This window comes from Nostoc sp. 106C (assembly GCF_002154725.1).
GTDB lineage: Bacteria > Cyanobacteriota > Cyanobacteriia > Cyanobacteriales > Nostocaceae > Aulosira.
Genome location: NZ_MTAW01000062.1, coordinates 82,946 through 99,999, shown reverse-complemented (window position 1 = coordinate 99,999; position 17,054 = coordinate 82,946). Strand labels below are relative to the sequence as shown.

Annotated in this window: 13 protein-coding genes; 8 read left to right on the top strand and 5 right to left on the bottom strand. The window is 40.4% G+C overall.

The window, feature by feature from the left end:
• Positions 1-67: 67 nt before the first annotated feature.
• On the bottom strand, positions 68-475 hold the full coding sequence (locus tag BV375_RS05955; protein WP_243713857.1) for a GFA family protein: 408 nt from the start codon (positions 473-475) through the stop codon (positions 68-70).
• A gap of 771 nt (positions 476-1,246) precedes the next feature.
• Between BV375_RS05955 and BV375_RS05950 the strand changes: the two genes are divergently transcribed.
• The 3 genes from BV375_RS05950 to BV375_RS05940 all read left to right on the top strand — a co-directional run bounded on the left by BV375_RS05950 (position 1,247) and on the right by BV375_RS05940 (position 8,132).
• Positions 1,247-4,720 carry a PAS domain S-box protein gene (locus BV375_RS05950; protein ID WP_086758290.1) on the top strand — a complete coding sequence of 1,158 codons (3,474 nt, stop codon included), beginning with the start codon at positions 1,247-1,249 and terminating at the stop codon, positions 4,718-4,720.
• A gap of 273 nt (positions 4,721-4,993) precedes the next feature.
• Complete coding sequence (gene aspS / locus BV375_RS05945; RefSeq protein ID WP_086758288.1) at positions 4,994-6,781, top strand: aspartate--tRNA ligase; 1,788 nt, start codon at positions 4,994-4,996, stop codon at positions 6,779-6,781.
• 682 nt (positions 6,782-7,463) lie between these two features.
• Positions 7,464-8,132, top strand: a complete 669-nt coding sequence (locus BV375_RS05940; RefSeq protein ID WP_086758286.1) for a PEP-CTERM sorting domain-containing protein — start codon at positions 7,464-7,466, stop codon at positions 8,130-8,132.
• 246 nt (positions 8,133-8,378) lie between these two features.
• Here the strand turns inward: BV375_RS05940 and BV375_RS36605 are convergent, their stop codons facing one another.
• Positions 8,379-8,534 (bottom strand): hypothetical protein, encoded by a 156-nt coding sequence (locus BV375_RS36605; RefSeq protein WP_166507385.1) that lies wholly within the window; start codon positions 8,532-8,534, stop codon positions 8,379-8,381.
• A gap of 124 nt (positions 8,535-8,658) precedes the next feature.
• Between BV375_RS36605 and BV375_RS05935 the strand changes: the two genes are divergently transcribed.
• A complete protein-coding gene (locus BV375_RS05935) occupies positions 8,659-9,480 on the top strand; it encodes an SAM-dependent chlorinase/fluorinase (RefSeq protein WP_086758284.1) in 822 nt (273 codons plus the stop codon).
• A 55-nt stretch (positions 9,481-9,535) separates the two neighbouring features.
• Here BV375_RS05935 and BV375_RS05930 read toward each other — a convergent pair whose 3' ends face one another.
• Positions 9,536-10,066, bottom strand: a complete 531-nt coding sequence (locus BV375_RS05930; RefSeq protein WP_243713856.1) for an SH3 domain-containing protein — start codon at positions 10,064-10,066, stop codon at positions 9,536-9,538.
• Positions 10,067-10,544: 478 nt separating this feature from the next.
• Here BV375_RS05930 and BV375_RS05925 point away from each other — a divergent pair, with 478 nt between their 5' ends.
• Both BV375_RS05925 and BV375_RS05920 read left to right on the top strand, forming a co-directional pair.
• Entirely contained in the window at positions 10,545-11,201 is a 657-nt protein-coding gene (locus tag BV375_RS05925) for a DUF2301 domain-containing membrane protein (protein WP_086758280.1), read from the top strand.
• Positions 11,201-11,893 carry an ElyC/SanA/YdcF family protein gene (locus BV375_RS05920; protein ID WP_086758278.1) on the top strand — a complete coding sequence of 231 codons (693 nt, stop codon included), beginning with the start codon at positions 11,201-11,203 and terminating at the stop codon, positions 11,891-11,893. Before BV375_RS05925 ends, BV375_RS05920 begins: the two co-directional genes overlap by 1 nt.
• 13 nt (positions 11,894-11,906) lie before the next feature.
• Here BV375_RS05920 and BV375_RS05915 read toward each other — a convergent pair whose 3' ends face one another.
• On the bottom strand, positions 11,907-13,043 hold the full coding sequence (locus tag BV375_RS05915; protein ID WP_086758277.1) for an alpha/beta hydrolase: 1,137 nt from the start codon (positions 13,041-13,043) through the stop codon (positions 11,907-11,909).
• Positions 13,044-13,208: 165 nt separating this feature from the next.
• On the opposite strand from BV375_RS05915, the gene dprA reads away from it, so the two are divergent.
• Both dprA and BV375_RS05905 read left to right on the top strand, forming a co-directional pair.
• The gene (gene dprA / locus BV375_RS05910) at positions 13,209-14,327 is read left to right on the top strand and encodes a DNA-processing protein DprA (RefSeq protein ID WP_086758275.1); all 1,119 of its coding nucleotides are present in this window, start codon (positions 13,209-13,211) and stop codon (positions 14,325-14,327) included.
• Between the two features lie 386 nt (positions 14,328-14,713).
• Positions 14,714-16,096 (top strand): serine/threonine-protein kinase, encoded by a 1,383-nt coding sequence (locus tag BV375_RS05905; RefSeq protein ID WP_086758273.1) that lies wholly within the window; start codon positions 14,714-14,716, stop codon positions 16,094-16,096.
• Between the two features lie 272 nt (positions 16,097-16,368).
• Here the strand turns inward: BV375_RS05905 and psb28 are convergent, their stop codons facing one another.
• Entirely contained in the window at positions 16,369-16,737 is a 369-nt protein-coding gene (psb28, locus tag BV375_RS05900; RefSeq protein ID WP_086758271.1) for a photosystem II reaction center protein Psb28, read from the bottom strand.
• Between the last annotated feature and the right edge of the window lie 317 nt (positions 16,738-17,054).

Below are 17,054 nucleotides of genomic sequence, written 5' to 3'. Positions count from 1 at the left end.
TTAATCAAATTTTGGATTTTGATTGTTTTACTGATAAATTTGGGGGCTTCCTGCTCAAAATTATCGGTCACATAACAGGCATTTTAGGGAACTTGGGTAATTGCGGATCTAGATAATCCCATGCTGGACCACTGGAAGCGTAGACAACCATACTAGGCTGAAATACTGATACATCATCTAGACTGCTAGCAGAGACTGCCCCTATTTCATCAAAAGCAGAAGATTCAGCATAGATATGCGATCCGCAAATTGGACAAAAACCTCGGCGTACAGTATTGCCACTATCGCCAGAAGTTTCGTAGAACTTCAATTCGCCAGATATATTCAATGCTGCTTTTGGGACTGCCAATTTTGAGCTATGTCCTGTAGCGCTAGTTTTGCGACAGTCCTCACATTGGCAATGCATCGCTAGTATCGGTTCTGCCTGACATTCGTAGCGTACTGCACCGCACAAACAGCCACCAGAAAAAGCCATAAACAGCCTCCTTAATCCTGCTCAGTTGGAATATTAACCTAGTACTGGGAAGTACATTGTAATTATGACTGTTTATGAATGCAAAAACTTTCCTAACGAATGATTAAGTTCATTTAACTATTTGTTAGCTAAAATTACTAAATATTAGTAAATAAGCAAAACTTACTGTATATACTATTCATGGTTAATACCGTTTCACTTTCGTTGATACAAATAGCCAACAGGAGAAACAGTTAAAGAAAAATCTTTGATCTCAGGCATTTCGTGAAATGGCATAAACTGTATACATGGGATACTATAAAAATAAATTATCTAATGTGTATAGGGTGCGTTATACATTATCAATGCACCATAAGAATTATAAACTCTATAAATCATGTTTTTGCTTGAGCAATTTATCTATAAATCAAAAAAAATATATATGTTTTAATTTAAAAAAATTATGGTAAATAACAATTAATTATTCAATATATAAAATTAGGAGAATGAGATTAATTTGATTTAAATTTAAGCTGTCTTAATTAAGGTTTTAATAAAATTTGAATATAATAATTATCAACTTTTATGTTATTAACCAGAAATATCTATTAATCTCCAGCGATATCTTTAGTCTGTAAAAGTTTTGAGTGTTAGCCTAGAAGTAGTATTAATCTAAAATAGCTGTTACAAGCTTTAGGTTTTGAACTTAATTTCAACCCTCAATAAGGAGGAATTCTTAAATGAGAGATGAGAATTATCTAGTGTCGATACTGGAGGTTAAATTAAATAACAATGCGCTCCTGGGTAAATAGCACACTATTATCTAGCCTTCGTACTCGTCTGGTAGTTCTTGTCCTCCTAGCCGTCGTTCCAGCATTGGGGCTAATTCTCTACACTGCTTCCGAGCAAAGACATAGCGCAACGCTGGAGACGCAGCAAAACACACTACGATTGGTCAGATTAGCCGCTAATAACCAGAGACAGGTAGTTGAGGCAACCCGCCAGATTCTCACAATATTGGCGCAGCTTCCAGTAGTTCGTAAGGGCAAATCCACAGAGTGCGATCGCTTACTTGCCGATCTCCTCAAACAGTATCCTACTTATGCCAACTTTGCTGTGCTTGATAGGCAGGGAAATGCAATTTGCAGTGGTCTTTTTAGTACTGTCCCAGTTAATTTAGCAGACCGTCCCTATTTCCAACGTGCCTTGCAAAGGGGCAAATTTGCAGTTGGTGAGTATCAGATTGATCGTTTTACTAAAAAAGCAACGGTTAACTTTGCTTACCCAATTTTAGACAAATTGGGGCGAGTTCAAGTTGTGGCGATCGCTGCCCTTGATTTAGCCGAGTTGAACAAATTAGCGGCGCAAGTGAGGTTGTCACAAGGAGCAGTGCTGAGTGTAGTCGATCACCAAGGTAGGCTTTTAGTTCGCTATCCTGAGCCGCAGAAGTGGGTAGGAAAATTTATACCAGAGGCAACCTTCTATCAAATGAAACTCGCTCAAGGTGAAGGCACATACGAATCCAATAGCTTGGATGGTATCCCTCGCCTGTTTGCTTTTACCCCAGTAGGTGACGAGCCGCTAAACCCTGATGCTTACATCAGAGTTGGTATTCCCCTATATACTGTACTTGCGAAGGAAGACAGGCTATTAGCTCGCAATCTCATTGGGTTGGGTGCTGTTACTATCTTGGCATTAATTGCGGCGTGGGTAGGTGGAGATATCTTCCTAATCCGCCAGATGAAATTGCTAGTGCAAACAGCCCAAAAGCTTGGCAGTGGCGAACTAAATACACGCACCGGACTCTCCAATAAATTGGGAGAAATCGGTCAGCTTGCTCGTGCTATTGACGAGATGGCAGAAGCATTGGAAGTGCGGGAAGTGGCGATCGCTTCTCTTAACCAAGACTTGAAAACTCTGTTTGAGCTAATTCCCATTGGCATTCTCGTCGCTCAAGATCCGGAATTTAGGCAAGTGAAAGCTAACCCGGCATTTGCTCAGATTTTGGGTATATCACCTGAAGCCAACATCTCCTACACTCCAATTGATGCACCTCGTCCATCCTACAAAATCTTACGGGATGGTCAGGAACTTACACCCAATGAATTTCCGCTGCGTTATGCCGCCATTCATAAAGTTGAAATCAAAGGCACAGAAGTTGATATCGTCCGAGGTGATGGCACTGTATTCAACTTATTTGGTTATGCTGCTCCCTTAGTTGATGATCTAGGTAACACTAGAGGTTCAGTAGCAGCGTTTTTAAATATTACCGATCGCAAGCAAGTAGAGGAACGCACACGTCAGTTAATCACTCAGATCCAAAATCAGGCGAATGTATTACATGCAATTCTCTCTGCTTCTGTCGATCACATTTATATCTTTGATCGGCTAGGCCGCTATCAATACGTTAGTGATGGCGGTGCTACAGTCATGGGCTTGAAACCTGAGGATTTTGTGGGCAAGACTTGGCGAGAACTCGGCTTACCCTCGGAAGCTGTAGAAACCATGAATCGGTTAGATGCTCAGCGAGAAGCAGTGATGGCAAATGGGCAACCGCTCACGGCTGAGGCTGAATATCTAGCAGCAGACGGAGTGCATTACTACGAATACATCCTTGCTCCTCTACAAAGTCCAAATCAAACAATTGAAGGTGTAATTGCCGTATCTCGTGATATTACTGACCGCAAACGGACAGAGCAAGCACTTAGAGATAGCGAACAACGGTTACGGTTAGCGCAACGGGCAGCAAAAATTGGTACTTGGGAATGGAATGTGAGAACTGGAGAAGTATCTTGGTCAGAAGGGATCTGGGATATTTTGGGGCTAGAGCGAAGTATTGAAGACCCCAGTGCGAAGGCTTGGGTAGACTTTATTCATTCTGACGATCGCCAACAGGTGCTGCAAAATGTCGAAAATTTATTTGCTCAAGGTGAAGAATATTACGACGAATTCCGGATTATCCGCAATGATGGCACCGTCGTTTGGCTATCATCCAAGGGGCGGATTATCCGTGGTGTAGATGGGCAAGTCGAGCGGTTTTTGGGAGTTAATATTGATATCAGCGATCGCAAGCAAGCAGAACAAGAGCGCGAACAATTGCTGATGCGGGAGCAAGCTGCACGGGAAGCCGCAGAGGCAGCAAACCGAATTAAAGATGAGTTTCTTGCAGTTTTGTCCCATGAACTGCGAACTCCTCTCAACCCGATTCTCGGCTGGACACAACTGCTGCGGGCTGGCAAATTAGATGAAGCTAAAAAAGCGATCGCATTGGAGACAATTGAGCGCAATGCTAAATTGCAAACTCAACTAATTGGAGATTTATTAGATATTTCCCGGATTCTGCAAGGAAAATTGACACTTAACATTTGTCCGGTTGATTTAGCTGCAACTATTGAAGCTGCTAAGGAAACAGTACGTTTGGCAGCTGAAGCCAAGTCGATTCAAATGCACACCGAGATTGTTTCTAGTGTCAAGCCTTTCATGGGTGATGCCAGCCGCCTGCAACAGGTAGTGTGGAATTTGCTCTCGAATGCAGTCAAGTTCACTCCTATTGGCGGACAAGTGAATATTAAGCTGGAATCTATTGGCACTAACGCTCAGATTCAAGTCAGCGATTCAGGTAAAGGAATTAGTCCAGAGTTTCTGCCTTATGTATTTGAGACATTTCGGCAAGCAGATAGTGCCACTACGCGTCAGTTTGGCGGATTAGGATTGGGATTGGCGATTGTGCGTCACATCGTGGAAATGCATGGTGGTAGAGTCTATGCAGACAGTCAAGGAGAGGAAGAAGGAGCAACGTTTACGGTCAAATTACCGCTGATGGTGGCAGCAACAGAAGCACAGCCGCGCGAACCTCAACGAGAAAATACATTAGATTTGAGTGGAGTCCGCATACTAGTAGTCGATGATGAAGTGGATACACGCGATCTGCTGATGTTCATTATCAAACAACATGGTGCTGAAGTAACAGCGGCATCCTCAGCAAGAGAAGCATTAGAAGAATTAAAACAGTTACAGCCAAATGTTCTTGTATGTGATATTGCCATGCCCGAAATTGATGGGTATACACTGATCCGCCAAGTCAGAGCTTGTCCAGCAGAGCAAAGCAAAAAAATTCCCGCGATCGCTCTGACAGCATTCGCAGGTGAATTTAATCAACAACAGGCCTTGGCGGCAGGTTTTCAAAAGCACCTAGCCAAGCCAGTAGAAGCAGATGAACTCGTACAAGCGATCGCCAGTTTGGTTGATACAGAAAATTCTCAATGATTTCCTCTGCCTTACTCTGCGGTTTGAAAGAATCAATGCACTAAAGTGCTGACTACGTTCTTTGAGCAAAACACGTAGCCTCGATCAGGAGACATAATTCCGCACTGTTAAAAACGGCTATAGTTACTATAAAGACAAGTTTGACCGATCTCCTCAGTTCTTTGTTAGGAGATTATGCGATCTTGTCTTCAATTAGATACTATTGATGCTAGATAATGGGAAAGCTTTGACATTTACTTGCCCATCTAGAGCGGAAGAACAGAATTAACTACTATGCGAACTCACTATTGCGGCGCACTCCGAAAAGAAGATATTGGAGAAACTGTTACCTTGTACGGATGGGTAGACCGTCGCCGCGATCATGGGGGCGTGATATTTTTAGATTTACGCGATCGCTCTGGCATAGTCCAAATTGTCAGCGATCCCCAACGCACCCCAGATTCCTATGAGCCAGCAAATGCTCTGCGGAATGAATACGTTGTCGAAATCACTGGTAGGGTGACGCAACGTCCTGACGAATCCCTAAATCCTCGCATACCCACAGGCGAAGTAGAAATCTACGCGGATAGAATTGAATTACTCAACGGTGTTCGCAAACAGTTACCTTTCCAAGTTTCCACAGCTGATACTGAGACAGTACGGGAAGACTTGCGGCTAAAGTATCGTTACTTGGATTTGCGACGCGAACGTATGGCGCGGAATATGCAATTGCGTCATCAAGTTGTCAAAGCCATGCGTCGCTACTTGGAAGATGTAGAAGGTTTTATTGAAATTGAAACACCCATACTTACCCGTTCTACCCCAGAAGGAGCGCGGGATTATATCCTCCCCAGTCGTGTCAACCCTGGTGAGTGGTTTGCCTTACCACAATCACCGCAATTATTTAAACAATTACTGATGGTATCCGGTCTGGACAGATACTATCAGATTGCTCGTTGCTTCCGCGATGAAGACTTACGCGCCGACAGACAACCAGAATTTACTCAGTTGGACATGGAAATGAGTTTCATGTCTCAAGAAGAAATTATCGAACTCAATGAGAAGTTAGTTTCTTATATTTTCAAAACGGTTAAAGGAATTGAGTTACATCATCCTTTTCCCCGTCTTACCTACGCGGAAGCAATCGAACGCTACGGTAGTGATAAACCAGATACCCGTTACGGTTTGGAACTAGTCAATGTTTCTGATGTCTTAAAAGATTCTGGTTTTAAAGTTTTTCGTGATGCTGTAGCCAACGGTGGTATCGTCAAAATCTTGCCGATTCCCAATGGTAACGATGCTATTTCTAATGTCCGCATCAAACCAGGCGGCGACATCTTTAAAGAAGCCAGTGAAGCAGGTGCTAAGGGTTTAGCTTACATCCGTGTCAGAGAAGATGGTGAAATTGACACCATTGGCGCAATTAAAGACAATCTCAGTGCTGAACAAAAAGCAGAGATTTTACAGCGTACAGGTGCAAAAGCTGGTCATTTGTTGCTATTTGGGGCTGGTGATGCCGCTACAGTTAATAAAACTTTAGATAGACTACGGCAGTTTGTTGCTAAAGAATTTGGGTTAATTGATTCAGAGAAAATCAACTTGCTTTGGATTACCGATTTCCCCATGTTTGAGTGGAATGCTGATGAAAAACGCCTCGAAGCGTTGCACCATCCATTTACCGCACCCCATCCTGATGATTTGCATGACTTAAAAACTGCCCGCGCTCAAGCTTACGATTTAGTATTCAACGGCTTTGAAGTAGGTGGTGGTAGTCGGCGGATTTATCAGCGAGATATTCAAGAACAAGTATTTGAAGCCATTGGTTTGTCGCCCGAAGAAGCACAAAATAAATTTGGCTTTCTGTTAGAAGCGTTTGAATATGGTACACCGCCTCATGGTGGCATTGCCTATGGTTTAGATCGGTTGGTGATGTTGCTAGCTGGGGAAGAATCAATTCGCGATGTCATCGCTTTTCCGAAGACACAACAAGCCCGTTGTATATTAACAGATGCGCCTTCTGGTGTAGATGCCAAGCAGTTGAAAGAATTACACGTTGCTTCGACTTACAAGCCAAAGTCTTAGTGATAGATACTATTGCGCGTTCCTTGTTGTCTGTTAAAAGAAGCGATCGCTTCTTTTAACAGTATCCTCTCAGCATTCCTTTGGATGAATGTAAATAGATAAAACTTAGTCTTTACTAAAACTTTTTATTAATAAATCATTGTAAATACCAGAAACCTAGGCTGTATAATTATTTCTTTTTTTTACTTACGTATAATAAAATATACTATTTATTTATTTCATAAAGGATACAGATTAAGTATTGTTTTTTAAAACTACTACCTTCATACTGAAAATGGAAAACATTTTTTAAGTAGTCTTACTGGTAAATACCCTAAAAATTAGGATTAAAATCACCTTAAATATCGATGTACTCACACAGGTGAAACCAGTATTACTAATAGCCTCAACGATCGAGTTTCGGATGATTGTTGCTTCAATCACTATCAAGATTGTTTTACTCAGTATGTCGGGTGCATTTTGAGGTTTTCATAAGTAGATGAAGGAAAACTAATTTTTCTGTAAAAGTTTTGACTTTAGATTCAACAGTAGTCAAACAATACTGGTTGAAACGACCAGTATTGACCAAAACACAATTCCTAAATCTACCGTATTTTTCAGCAAGCGCTTCGCTTCTCATCTACCTAAATACAGAAACTCCTACCGCTGCGATCAACAAATACTTCTTTTTTTGGAGAATTTCATGAAATTAGCTAGAAAGCTTAGTTTTGCTACAGTTGGTGCTATTATCGGTTTCGCTGGTGTAGTTACATCTTTTGTAGCACCAGCTAGCGCTTTTACCGTAAATACAACTGCTGGTCAATTCTCGACCCAGCCTGGCACAAAAACAGTAAATTTCGACAGTGGTGTAGCACCAACTACTGGATACGCTAGTTACTCTGGTACTGGTGGTACTACCGTAATTTCTGGGTCTGCACCTTCACAATATAGTGCACCAGCTGGTGATACAACTCCATATCTAACAATTGCTCCAGTGGGATCTGGGGTTGCAGGAAGCAATTCTCCTATAACAATTGCTTTGTCTAAAGCAGCAGACTACTTCGGCTTGTACTGGGGTTCCATTGACGCATACAACACAGTAGAGTTCTTCAAAGATGCGGTTTCTTTAGGAAGTTTCACTGGTGCTACTATTCCTGGTGTTACCGCTAATGGTAGTCAGTCAACCTACGTTAACTTTTTCTCTGGAGCCGGGCAAGAATTTAACAAGATAGTACTACGAACTAGTGGTATAGCGTTTGAAAGTGATAACCATGCTTTCAAAGAAGTTCCTGAACCCTTAACTATAGGTGGCACAGCACTGGCTCTAGGTTTTGGTTGGATGATGAAGCGTAAGAAAGCGCTAGCTTCTTAAAATAGTCTCAAAACTTCCCTATACATGGGAAAGCTTGAAGTCTAATTTATATTTACAGATCAAGCACGCAACTAAGTTGCGTGCTTGTAGTTTAAGAAGTTTTTTGATAATTTCTCTTTGCAGTGCTGTCTTACTATTGTGCGAGTAGATGCTTGATACTAAGCATCCTCAAGTTAATCACTAAAAACATAAAAACCCGCTACGGCGGGTTTACACACAACAAAACTATAAATTTGAAGACTTGATTTAAGCGCAGTATCTCATTTCGTCTTCCAATTGGCGAATTAGCTTGTCGTCGCCCTTAGCTCTGGCTACTTGCAAGCGACGTTCTATATCTCTTTGAATATTTTGTCTGTGAGCTTCTTGAGCTTTATTAGCAGCTTGTACTCTAGTTGTATTCATAAAGATCACCTGGTTATCTTTCACTATCTTTGTCTTGTTTTCTTAATATAGCACAAATTTCGTAGTCTTTGTTACAGAAAAATCTGTCTTATTATCTATTTATAGATACACATGGTATATATCAATGGAGCAATTACAAATCCTTGATGCCAAAGCAAGCGTTCTAACGTTATTGAGCGATTTTGGCGATCGCGATGTGTATGTGGGTGTAATGAAGGGAGTAATTGCCCAAATCAACCCTAAACTGACGCTGGTAGACTTGACGCACCAGATTCCGCCGCAAAATATCGCCGCCGCTAGGTTTTGCTTAATGAATGCTTATGCTTATTTCCCTGTGGGAACAGTGCATTTAGCTGTGGTAGATCCGGGGGTGGGAAGCAGGCGAAGGGCGATCGCCGTAGAATTTGCCCAAGGATTTCTAGTAGGGCCAGATAATGGCATCTTTAGTGGAGTACTCAGTCAAAATCCAGCGATCGCAGCAATTGAATTAACAAATTTTAACTATTGGCGAACTCCTCAACCCAGTAACACATTCCACGGTAGAGATATCTTTGCACCAGTGGGAGCTAATCTTGCCAGTGGTGTACCTATCCAAGAACTAGGACAAGAAATTGATTCAGCAACTTTGGTACAGCTAAATATCGGTGAATGCAAAGAGACAAGCATTGGTGTAATGGGTTGTATTCAATATATTGACCACTTTGGCAACTTAGTCAGCAATATTCCTGGGAGTTATGTGCAAGGTAAAACCTGGTGCGTGCAAGTTCGTGGGTTGACTATACCGGGGTGTGCAACTTACAGCGATGTTCAGGTTGGAGAGGCGATCGCTTTAGTTGGGAGTCACGGCTGGGTAGAAATTGCCATCAATAGCGGTAATGCACATTCCCGATTGCAGATCAACTTGCAAGATAGTCTAGAAGTTATTAGCAAGGTAAATGCAACGTAAACTGGCACAATCAAGGTTGGCTTTACCTTGATTGATTTTGACCAGCTGCGATCGCCTAATTTGCAGGACAAGTGATAATACATCCTTGCGGCCATATCGATAGCAGATCTTCTCGCACCCAACCATTAATATTATTTGGGAACTTGATGCGATACCAACGATATTGACCCGCCTGTTGATAGGAATCTTCAACCGTCACCAAATCACCTGACAGCGCATTGTACAGAACCTTACTTCTTAAGTTGGGAGAAGAACGCACGTTAATTTTATACCCGCGATTCCCTGCTATGGTGGCATAACGCTTGTTGTTTGGCTTAAAACTGACTAAATCGCTCCGTATCCAACCGCTTGCTGTCCCTTCCACCGTTGGTTGCACAAAGTACCAATAATCGCCATCATCTCCCCCTGTAATATTCAAAACCTCCACATTACTGCCCGATGGTAAGATTTCCTCTACGGTTGCTGTCAAAGATGCACTTGTTCGCAGATTACTTCTAGTCGTTAAGGTCGCCGGACGAGCCATTGCTGGCAATATTCCAGCTATCAATGTTGCAAAAGTCAACAATCCCGCTGTTAACTTTGTCATTAAACGCATAAATTCTCCAGAAGGTATTTGGTTAAAAAGTATAAAATTGAACTCGTAGGCAAATTTAACTAAATATAACTACACAACAAATCAGAGATTTTCTGAAAAAGTGAGTTTTCTTTAAAATGCATTTACCCTGAATTGAAGAGGAAACAGGGGCAGGGAAACACGCCAGACGCTCTTAAAACCCATAGATCAAGAAGCGTAAGGATTCAAATCTGGAATAGATTTTTGTTCTCCACGGCTGATATCGTGTTCCTTGAAAGATTTACCATTAAGGCAACAGAGGGAGGAGAGGATTTTCAGAGAACATGATATGAAGTCGGAGGCAAATGACCAAGTGCGTCGATCTTGAGAGGTGTGAGCTTTGCGTCCCAAGCTCTTCGCGTCTTTGTGTGTTTTTGGTCATTAGTCATTAGTCATTTGTTATTAGACTAGAAGGGACTAAATATCAATTCAGACTCATAACTGATTTATTATGACTACGCAAACATTATCAGCACCAGAAGTTTATCAAGGTCAGTTTGGGGAATTTACAATTACTCAGAGCGATCGCACTGGTGTAATTATCTATCGTGCTGGATTAATGATAGCTGCACTCAGCTTTGCTATAGGTAGCGCTTTAGTATTGTTCAACAATCACCCAACAAATTTCGCGGTGCTAACTCCGCTATTTGCCTGTTTTACTCTTGCTCTTGGTGTTAGTTTGTTAACCATCCACATATACATGGCAATACTGCACCGATTTTTACAGGTTTTTTGGGCGATTGGTGGCATTGCATCAGTAGGATTGGCGCTTTCTAGTAATGAATCTTTGGCTGTTACCATTTACAATCATCCTCTTACCTTATTCGGAGTAGGATTTATCTTCGTTGCCTTGACTGGAATTTATTTTAAAGAAGCTTTTTGCTTTAATCGCCTAGAAACAAAGATATTAACCTTCATAGTCCCACTGTTATTGTTAGGTCATTTGGTGGGGATTTTACCAATTCAGTTAGAACAAGTTCTATTGGGAATTTGGGCAATTTTGTTTTTAGTATTTGCCTTGCGTAAGACAGTACAAGCAATTCCTGCTGATATTGGAGATAAATCTGTGTTTGCTTATTTGAAAAAACAGGGTTCAGAAAAGGTTTAATGCAGAAGAAACAAAATCGCCAGCGGCTAAAACTTCCTAAAATTCGACTGATTAAACGCCAAGAAATGTGGTTGCTGACAGTTCAGGGTTGGATAATTGCGATCGCATTGATGGTTGCTTTAATCAATTTCACGATTACTCATATACATCCATTTCTGGCGGTTACTTCTCCCATCAAATCAGCAGAATTATTAGTTGTGGAAGGATGGTTACCAGACTATGCACTACAACAAGCGCTAGCTGAATTTAAAAGCGGTAATTATCGCCAAATAATCACCACAGGAGGCACTTTAGAGCAAGGAACTTATTTAACGGTATACAACAGCTTTGCAGATGTAGCAGCAGCCACCTTAAAAAGACTGGGTTTAGCACCAGATAAGCTGGTAGCTGTACCTGCACCTTACGTAATTAAAGATCGTAGCTATACATCTGCTGCCGAATTTAGCCGCTGGTTATCCAAGTCAAATTTACAGCCTAAATCAATTAATCTTTTCTCCTGGGATGCGCATACTCGCAGGAGTTGGCTGCTATTTAAAAAAGTACTGGCTCCTCAGATTCATGTAGGTGTGATCGCAGCTAAAACACAAGATTACGATCCTAAAAAATGGTGGCGTTATAGCCAAGGTGTACGTACAGTGATTGATGAAGCGATCGCTTATATTTATGCACAGTTTTTTAATTGGAAAGCGTAAAAATTAAATGAGATTATTTACCAAGGATTTGTAATAATGCTCCTTTGTAAATCTTGAGTCCTTCTGCATTGAGATGGACACCATCAGTTGTTAAATTCTGTTTCAGAACTTTATTTTCATACAATGGTGCTACATCTTCCTCTCGCACTGGCACTTTTTCTCTGGCTGCAACTTGATTAATTAAAGTATTAATTTGTTCAACTCTAGATAGTCGTGCAGCTAAAGTAGGATTTGAGCTAGCTGCAACTGTTGAGTAAAAAGCTGGAATCAGAAAAACCTCCTGCGAGTTCATTTTTCTGACAAGTGCGATCGCCTCTTGCAGATTTTTGCTAAATAATTCATCATTAATTCCATACAAAGCATCATTTGCTCCAATAGCAATAATCGCTTTTTGGCATTTCACCTTATTATCATTTAAACTTTGAAGTTGGGGAATCAATGAAATAGAGCTAAGACCATTAAAGCCAAAATTAAAATTCTGATTACCTAAAGTATTGCCCAATCCCGCCGAAATAGAATCACCAAACAAACAGCCTGAATATTGCTTACCTTGAGTGGTAAATATTTGATATTGAAATGCAAGTTTACTTAAAACTGAAGAATCTAAATTATCCTTTGGTTTTTCATTAGAATCACTAGAAAATAAGTTTGACATACTAACTAACTTTAAAGCTTTTGGTAAGTCAACAACTAATCTACTACTCGGGTAAGCTTCTAAAAAGCTGACTATACCCAGACCTTCTGGGGATTTAGCACCTAAAATAATCGCAGATCTTAATGCTGAGACACCAGCTTGATCGCGGCGGTCAATTGCTTGAGATGCAAAATATAAAATTTGCTTACCAACTATGGTATCTGTTAGCTTATCTACAGCAGAAATATCAAGAGACATTTTTATTTGCAAAGCTGCCTGTAACTGTTGCTGTTGTTCAGGGCTAAGATAACGCAGAAAAGATTGAAGATCTGAAGAAACTTGTTGGTTTTCAGCATACTTACGAATGTCTGCTATAGGTAGGGATTGCTCAAACAAACCATATCTAACAATAAGTTTTTCAGATGCCAAACTTGGCAATGAAACCGTAAGAGCATCAAGAATCAAAAATATTAAACACCCAAATAGGCATAACAGCAATCGACGGAAAAATTTCATGGCTAGGGAGAATAACAAAATCAATATTTAATACTCAATGCTCATGTGCCATTAGTCAAGATTTATCAATAATTTAGTGCTGCTGTTCCAGGTTGATTTATTCCCATCAATAATCAATCAACCGAATTTGGGAATACTCAATCCAGTTGGTGTGAGGATGGATAAGTGGCAGAAGAACGCGCGTATTGGTTAGCTTGGTCGCAAATCTCTGGGATTGGCCCAGTATTGCTAGGACGCTTGCAACAGCATTTTGGCACGCTGGCAATAGCTTGGAAAGCGACTGCGGCTGAATTGGCACAGGTAGAAGGTTTTGGTTTTCAGACATTAGAAAAAGTAGTAAAACAGCGATCGCGTCTGCATCCAGAACAACTACTCCTCAAGCACGAACAGGAAAATCCCCATTTTTGGACACCAGCAGATGCAGATTATCCCCGCCTGCTATTAGAAACTCCTAGTCCACCCGCAAGTTTGTACTATCGCGGTGAAGTAGAACTGCAAGAAAATCTCGGAAACAAACCCTTAGTTGGCATTGTGGGGACTCGCCAACCTTCAGATTACGGTATCCGTTGGACTCGCCAGATTAGTACAGCTTTGGCGAAAAACGGCTTTACTGTTGTTTCTGGGATGGCTGAGGGAATTGATACCGAAAGCCACTTAGCAACGATGAAAGCAGGTGGACGGACGATCGCAGTTTTAGGTACAGGTGTAGATGTCATCTATCCAACCAAAAACCGGGATTTGTATAAACAAATTTTGAGCGCGGGATTAGTTGTAAGTGAATATCCTGCCAAAACCCCACCAGATCGCAGCCACTTTCCCCGCCGCAATCGCATTATTGCAGGTTTAAGCCGTGCCATCTTAGTTATAGAAGCACCATTAAAATCTGGTGCTTTAATTACCGCCACCTACGCCAATGATTTCGGCAGAGATGTCTATGCATTACCTGGCAGAGTAGACGACCATCCATCCCAAGGATGTTTAAAATTAATTAGTCAAGGAGCTTCTATAATTCTTAAAGAACTAGACGAACTCTTAAAAATGCTGGGCGCAATACCAAAACTGGATGCAGTTGCAGAATCTTCAACACCGCAGCAGTTGACTTTGCTAGATTTATCACCAGAATTGCAACAGGTAATAGCTACTCTTGGTGTTGATGCCTTACCATTCGATTTTATTGTCCAAAAAGCAGGCTTGGCTGCTGGCTCAGTTTCCAGCGCTTTGTTACAGTTAGAACTTATGGGTTTGGTTTCGCAACTACCAGGAATGCGATATCAGAAAATATAATCTTTATCAGATATATAGCGTCAACCCCTAGGTGTTTTAATAATGTAAAATTTTATATACAACAAACTCATCGCACCTGGGTGGCACTATTCATAACTAGTAAAAATAATATTAGTTGAAATGCAAAATTATATATAAATATTGTTTTCAAATTTTTGGAAAAGCTTCAGTAGGCTTTGAAGTTAACATAGTACTGATAAAAAATAGTTTTCATCAAAAACAATGCTGTAACTGCCTAAGATAATGAGGTTAGCGGTTTTTTGGCTATTAGTTATCGCATATAAGATTTCGTCACAATCAAGCCCTGAAAGTTTAACGATAGGTAATCCGTTCCCTAATCTACTGTATGAATTGACAACAATATACTAGTAAATGGATGGCCTCATATGAACCAAAGCGGAACAATAATCGGAGAACGTTACCGAATTGAAAAAAGGCTGAAACAAGGAGGATATGGTATCACTTACCTGGCCGTTGATATGCATCTACCAAGCTCTCCTAAATGTGTAGTTAAACAACTCAGCCTACAAAGCAATAACCCTATTATTTTATTGAAAGCTCGAAAAATGTTTGCCAATGAAGCCAAAGTTTTAGAGCGATTAGGAGAAAAGCACGATCAAATTCCTAAACTATTAGGCTACTTTGAGCAGGAAAATGAAGAATTTTATCTAGTTCAAGAATTGATTGATGGCTATGATCTGAGCCATGAAATCACTCCAGGTAATCATCTAAGTGAGAATGAGGTAATTACTTTGTTAGAGGATATTCTCAAAATCCTAGAATTTGTCCATCAGCAAAGTGTGATCCATCGAGACATCAAACCATCGAATTTAATCCGGCGAAGCTCTGATGGCAAAATTGTCATGATTGACTTTGGGGCTGTCAAAGAAATCAGTACTCTAGAAGTTGATTTAAATGGGCAAGCCAGCATAACCTATAAAGTAGGAACCTTTGGTTATATGCCCACCGAACAAGAAAACGGTAACCCCCAGCCAAGCAGTGATATCTACGCTGTAGGAATGATCGCCATTCAAGCCTTAACTAGCTTGCACCCTTGTGATTTAAAAAAAGGCAACTCTGGGGATTTTGTCTGGCACAAACATGCACCCAAGGTAAGCAAAGCTCTTGCTCACGTTCTAGACAGAATGGTGTGCCAAAATTTTGAGTTACGCTATCAGTCTGCTACAGAAACATTAAATGCACTTAGGGAAGCGACGGAAACTACATTACAACTACAACCTGAGCTTAATCAAAATTTAGTGAGCAATAAATTACCACTAGTAAACCCACAAAGGTTGCCTCAAAATTCAGTACTTAAGTTATCTAGAAATCCGGCTGGTTATCCTTTTTTTATTGTTTTATTTTTATTGTTAGTTATTTCTAGTTTTAATATTTTTCAAATTCTACAAAGAAAAAATTTGGCATCAAAATACCAATCTTATGAAGCTAAAATTGATTTGAATGATGTATGTACAAAAGACTTTATATATGACGAGACTGATGAAGTCAAAAACAATATCCCTATTCAAAAATTAGGAATAGATTACAAAAATCAATACAAGAATGTTTGGCCTATCTTTCGTTGGGTTTGTTTATATAAACCTATCAACAAAGGTAAAAATAATTCTTTTGTTATTGGGGAACCCATACCAATTGGCATAAACTTGGATAAGTATTGTGAAATCAAATACCCAGATGACAAAACAAAGGCTAGCCATCACGACTATAACGATCCTAATTCATTATATTGCACCCGCCCTCACCCATAAAATCATTACAAGTACAGCAGATTGCAGGTTTGTCACTTAATCCGTATATTAGCATTACTCGTTGAGCCAGGGAACAGGAAAGAAGGATCTACAAATGTAATTTGTTTTTTCACAAATGAAATAGGACTGCTATAGTTGCTAAAAAATGCAAAATACAAAGGTGGTTGCTACATAACACAATGACGCAACCGCCGCTATTATATCTTGCGGCAGTGGGGCTGTTAATATGGTCAAAATCACCTAACATTCCGAGCAGCGATCGCAAGTAAAATCTAACGTTCACCATATTCCATGCCATTAGCCGCAGCATAGCGATGCATAAATCGCATAAATCTTTCCCAACGCTCGTCCTGCTCAATTTCTAATTGACACTCGACTCGCTGTAGTTCATCCCCTTCATCACCTCCAAAAATGAATCGAGTAGAAGCAGGAGTAATATTAATTTCACCTTCTTCATCAGTTAAACGCAAGGAATTCAAAGATGGTTTCGTAAAGCTGTTAAACCCTTCTAAAGCTTGCAATTTCTCGAAAAACATCACAACTATGCGTTTACCTGTACGGACTTCGCGTCGCAAACTTACATTGCTCAGATCTTCAAAAAGTCCAGCAAAAAATTCGATTGAAGGTGAAGTTGATTCCATATTAAATGAATGATGAAACGTAAAGTATTAATGATGAAATTTGAAATGAACTATTCCAATTTTATTTTCATCCTTTATGCTAAATACTTCACCTTTTTTTCATACTTCATTATATTTTTGTTAACTTCTATGAAATAAGCTACGACGCATTTAAATTGTATATTTCGCGCTAAGGTTGTCAAGAGTCAAGGGTCAAAAGTCAAGAGTTATTTATTTTTTCCCTGCCTTGAAAGTGCTGAGTGCTGAGTTGAGAGTTAGAAGTTATTCTCCTTATCCCCTCATCCCCTTGTCCCCCTTTCATACATGGCGATGAAATT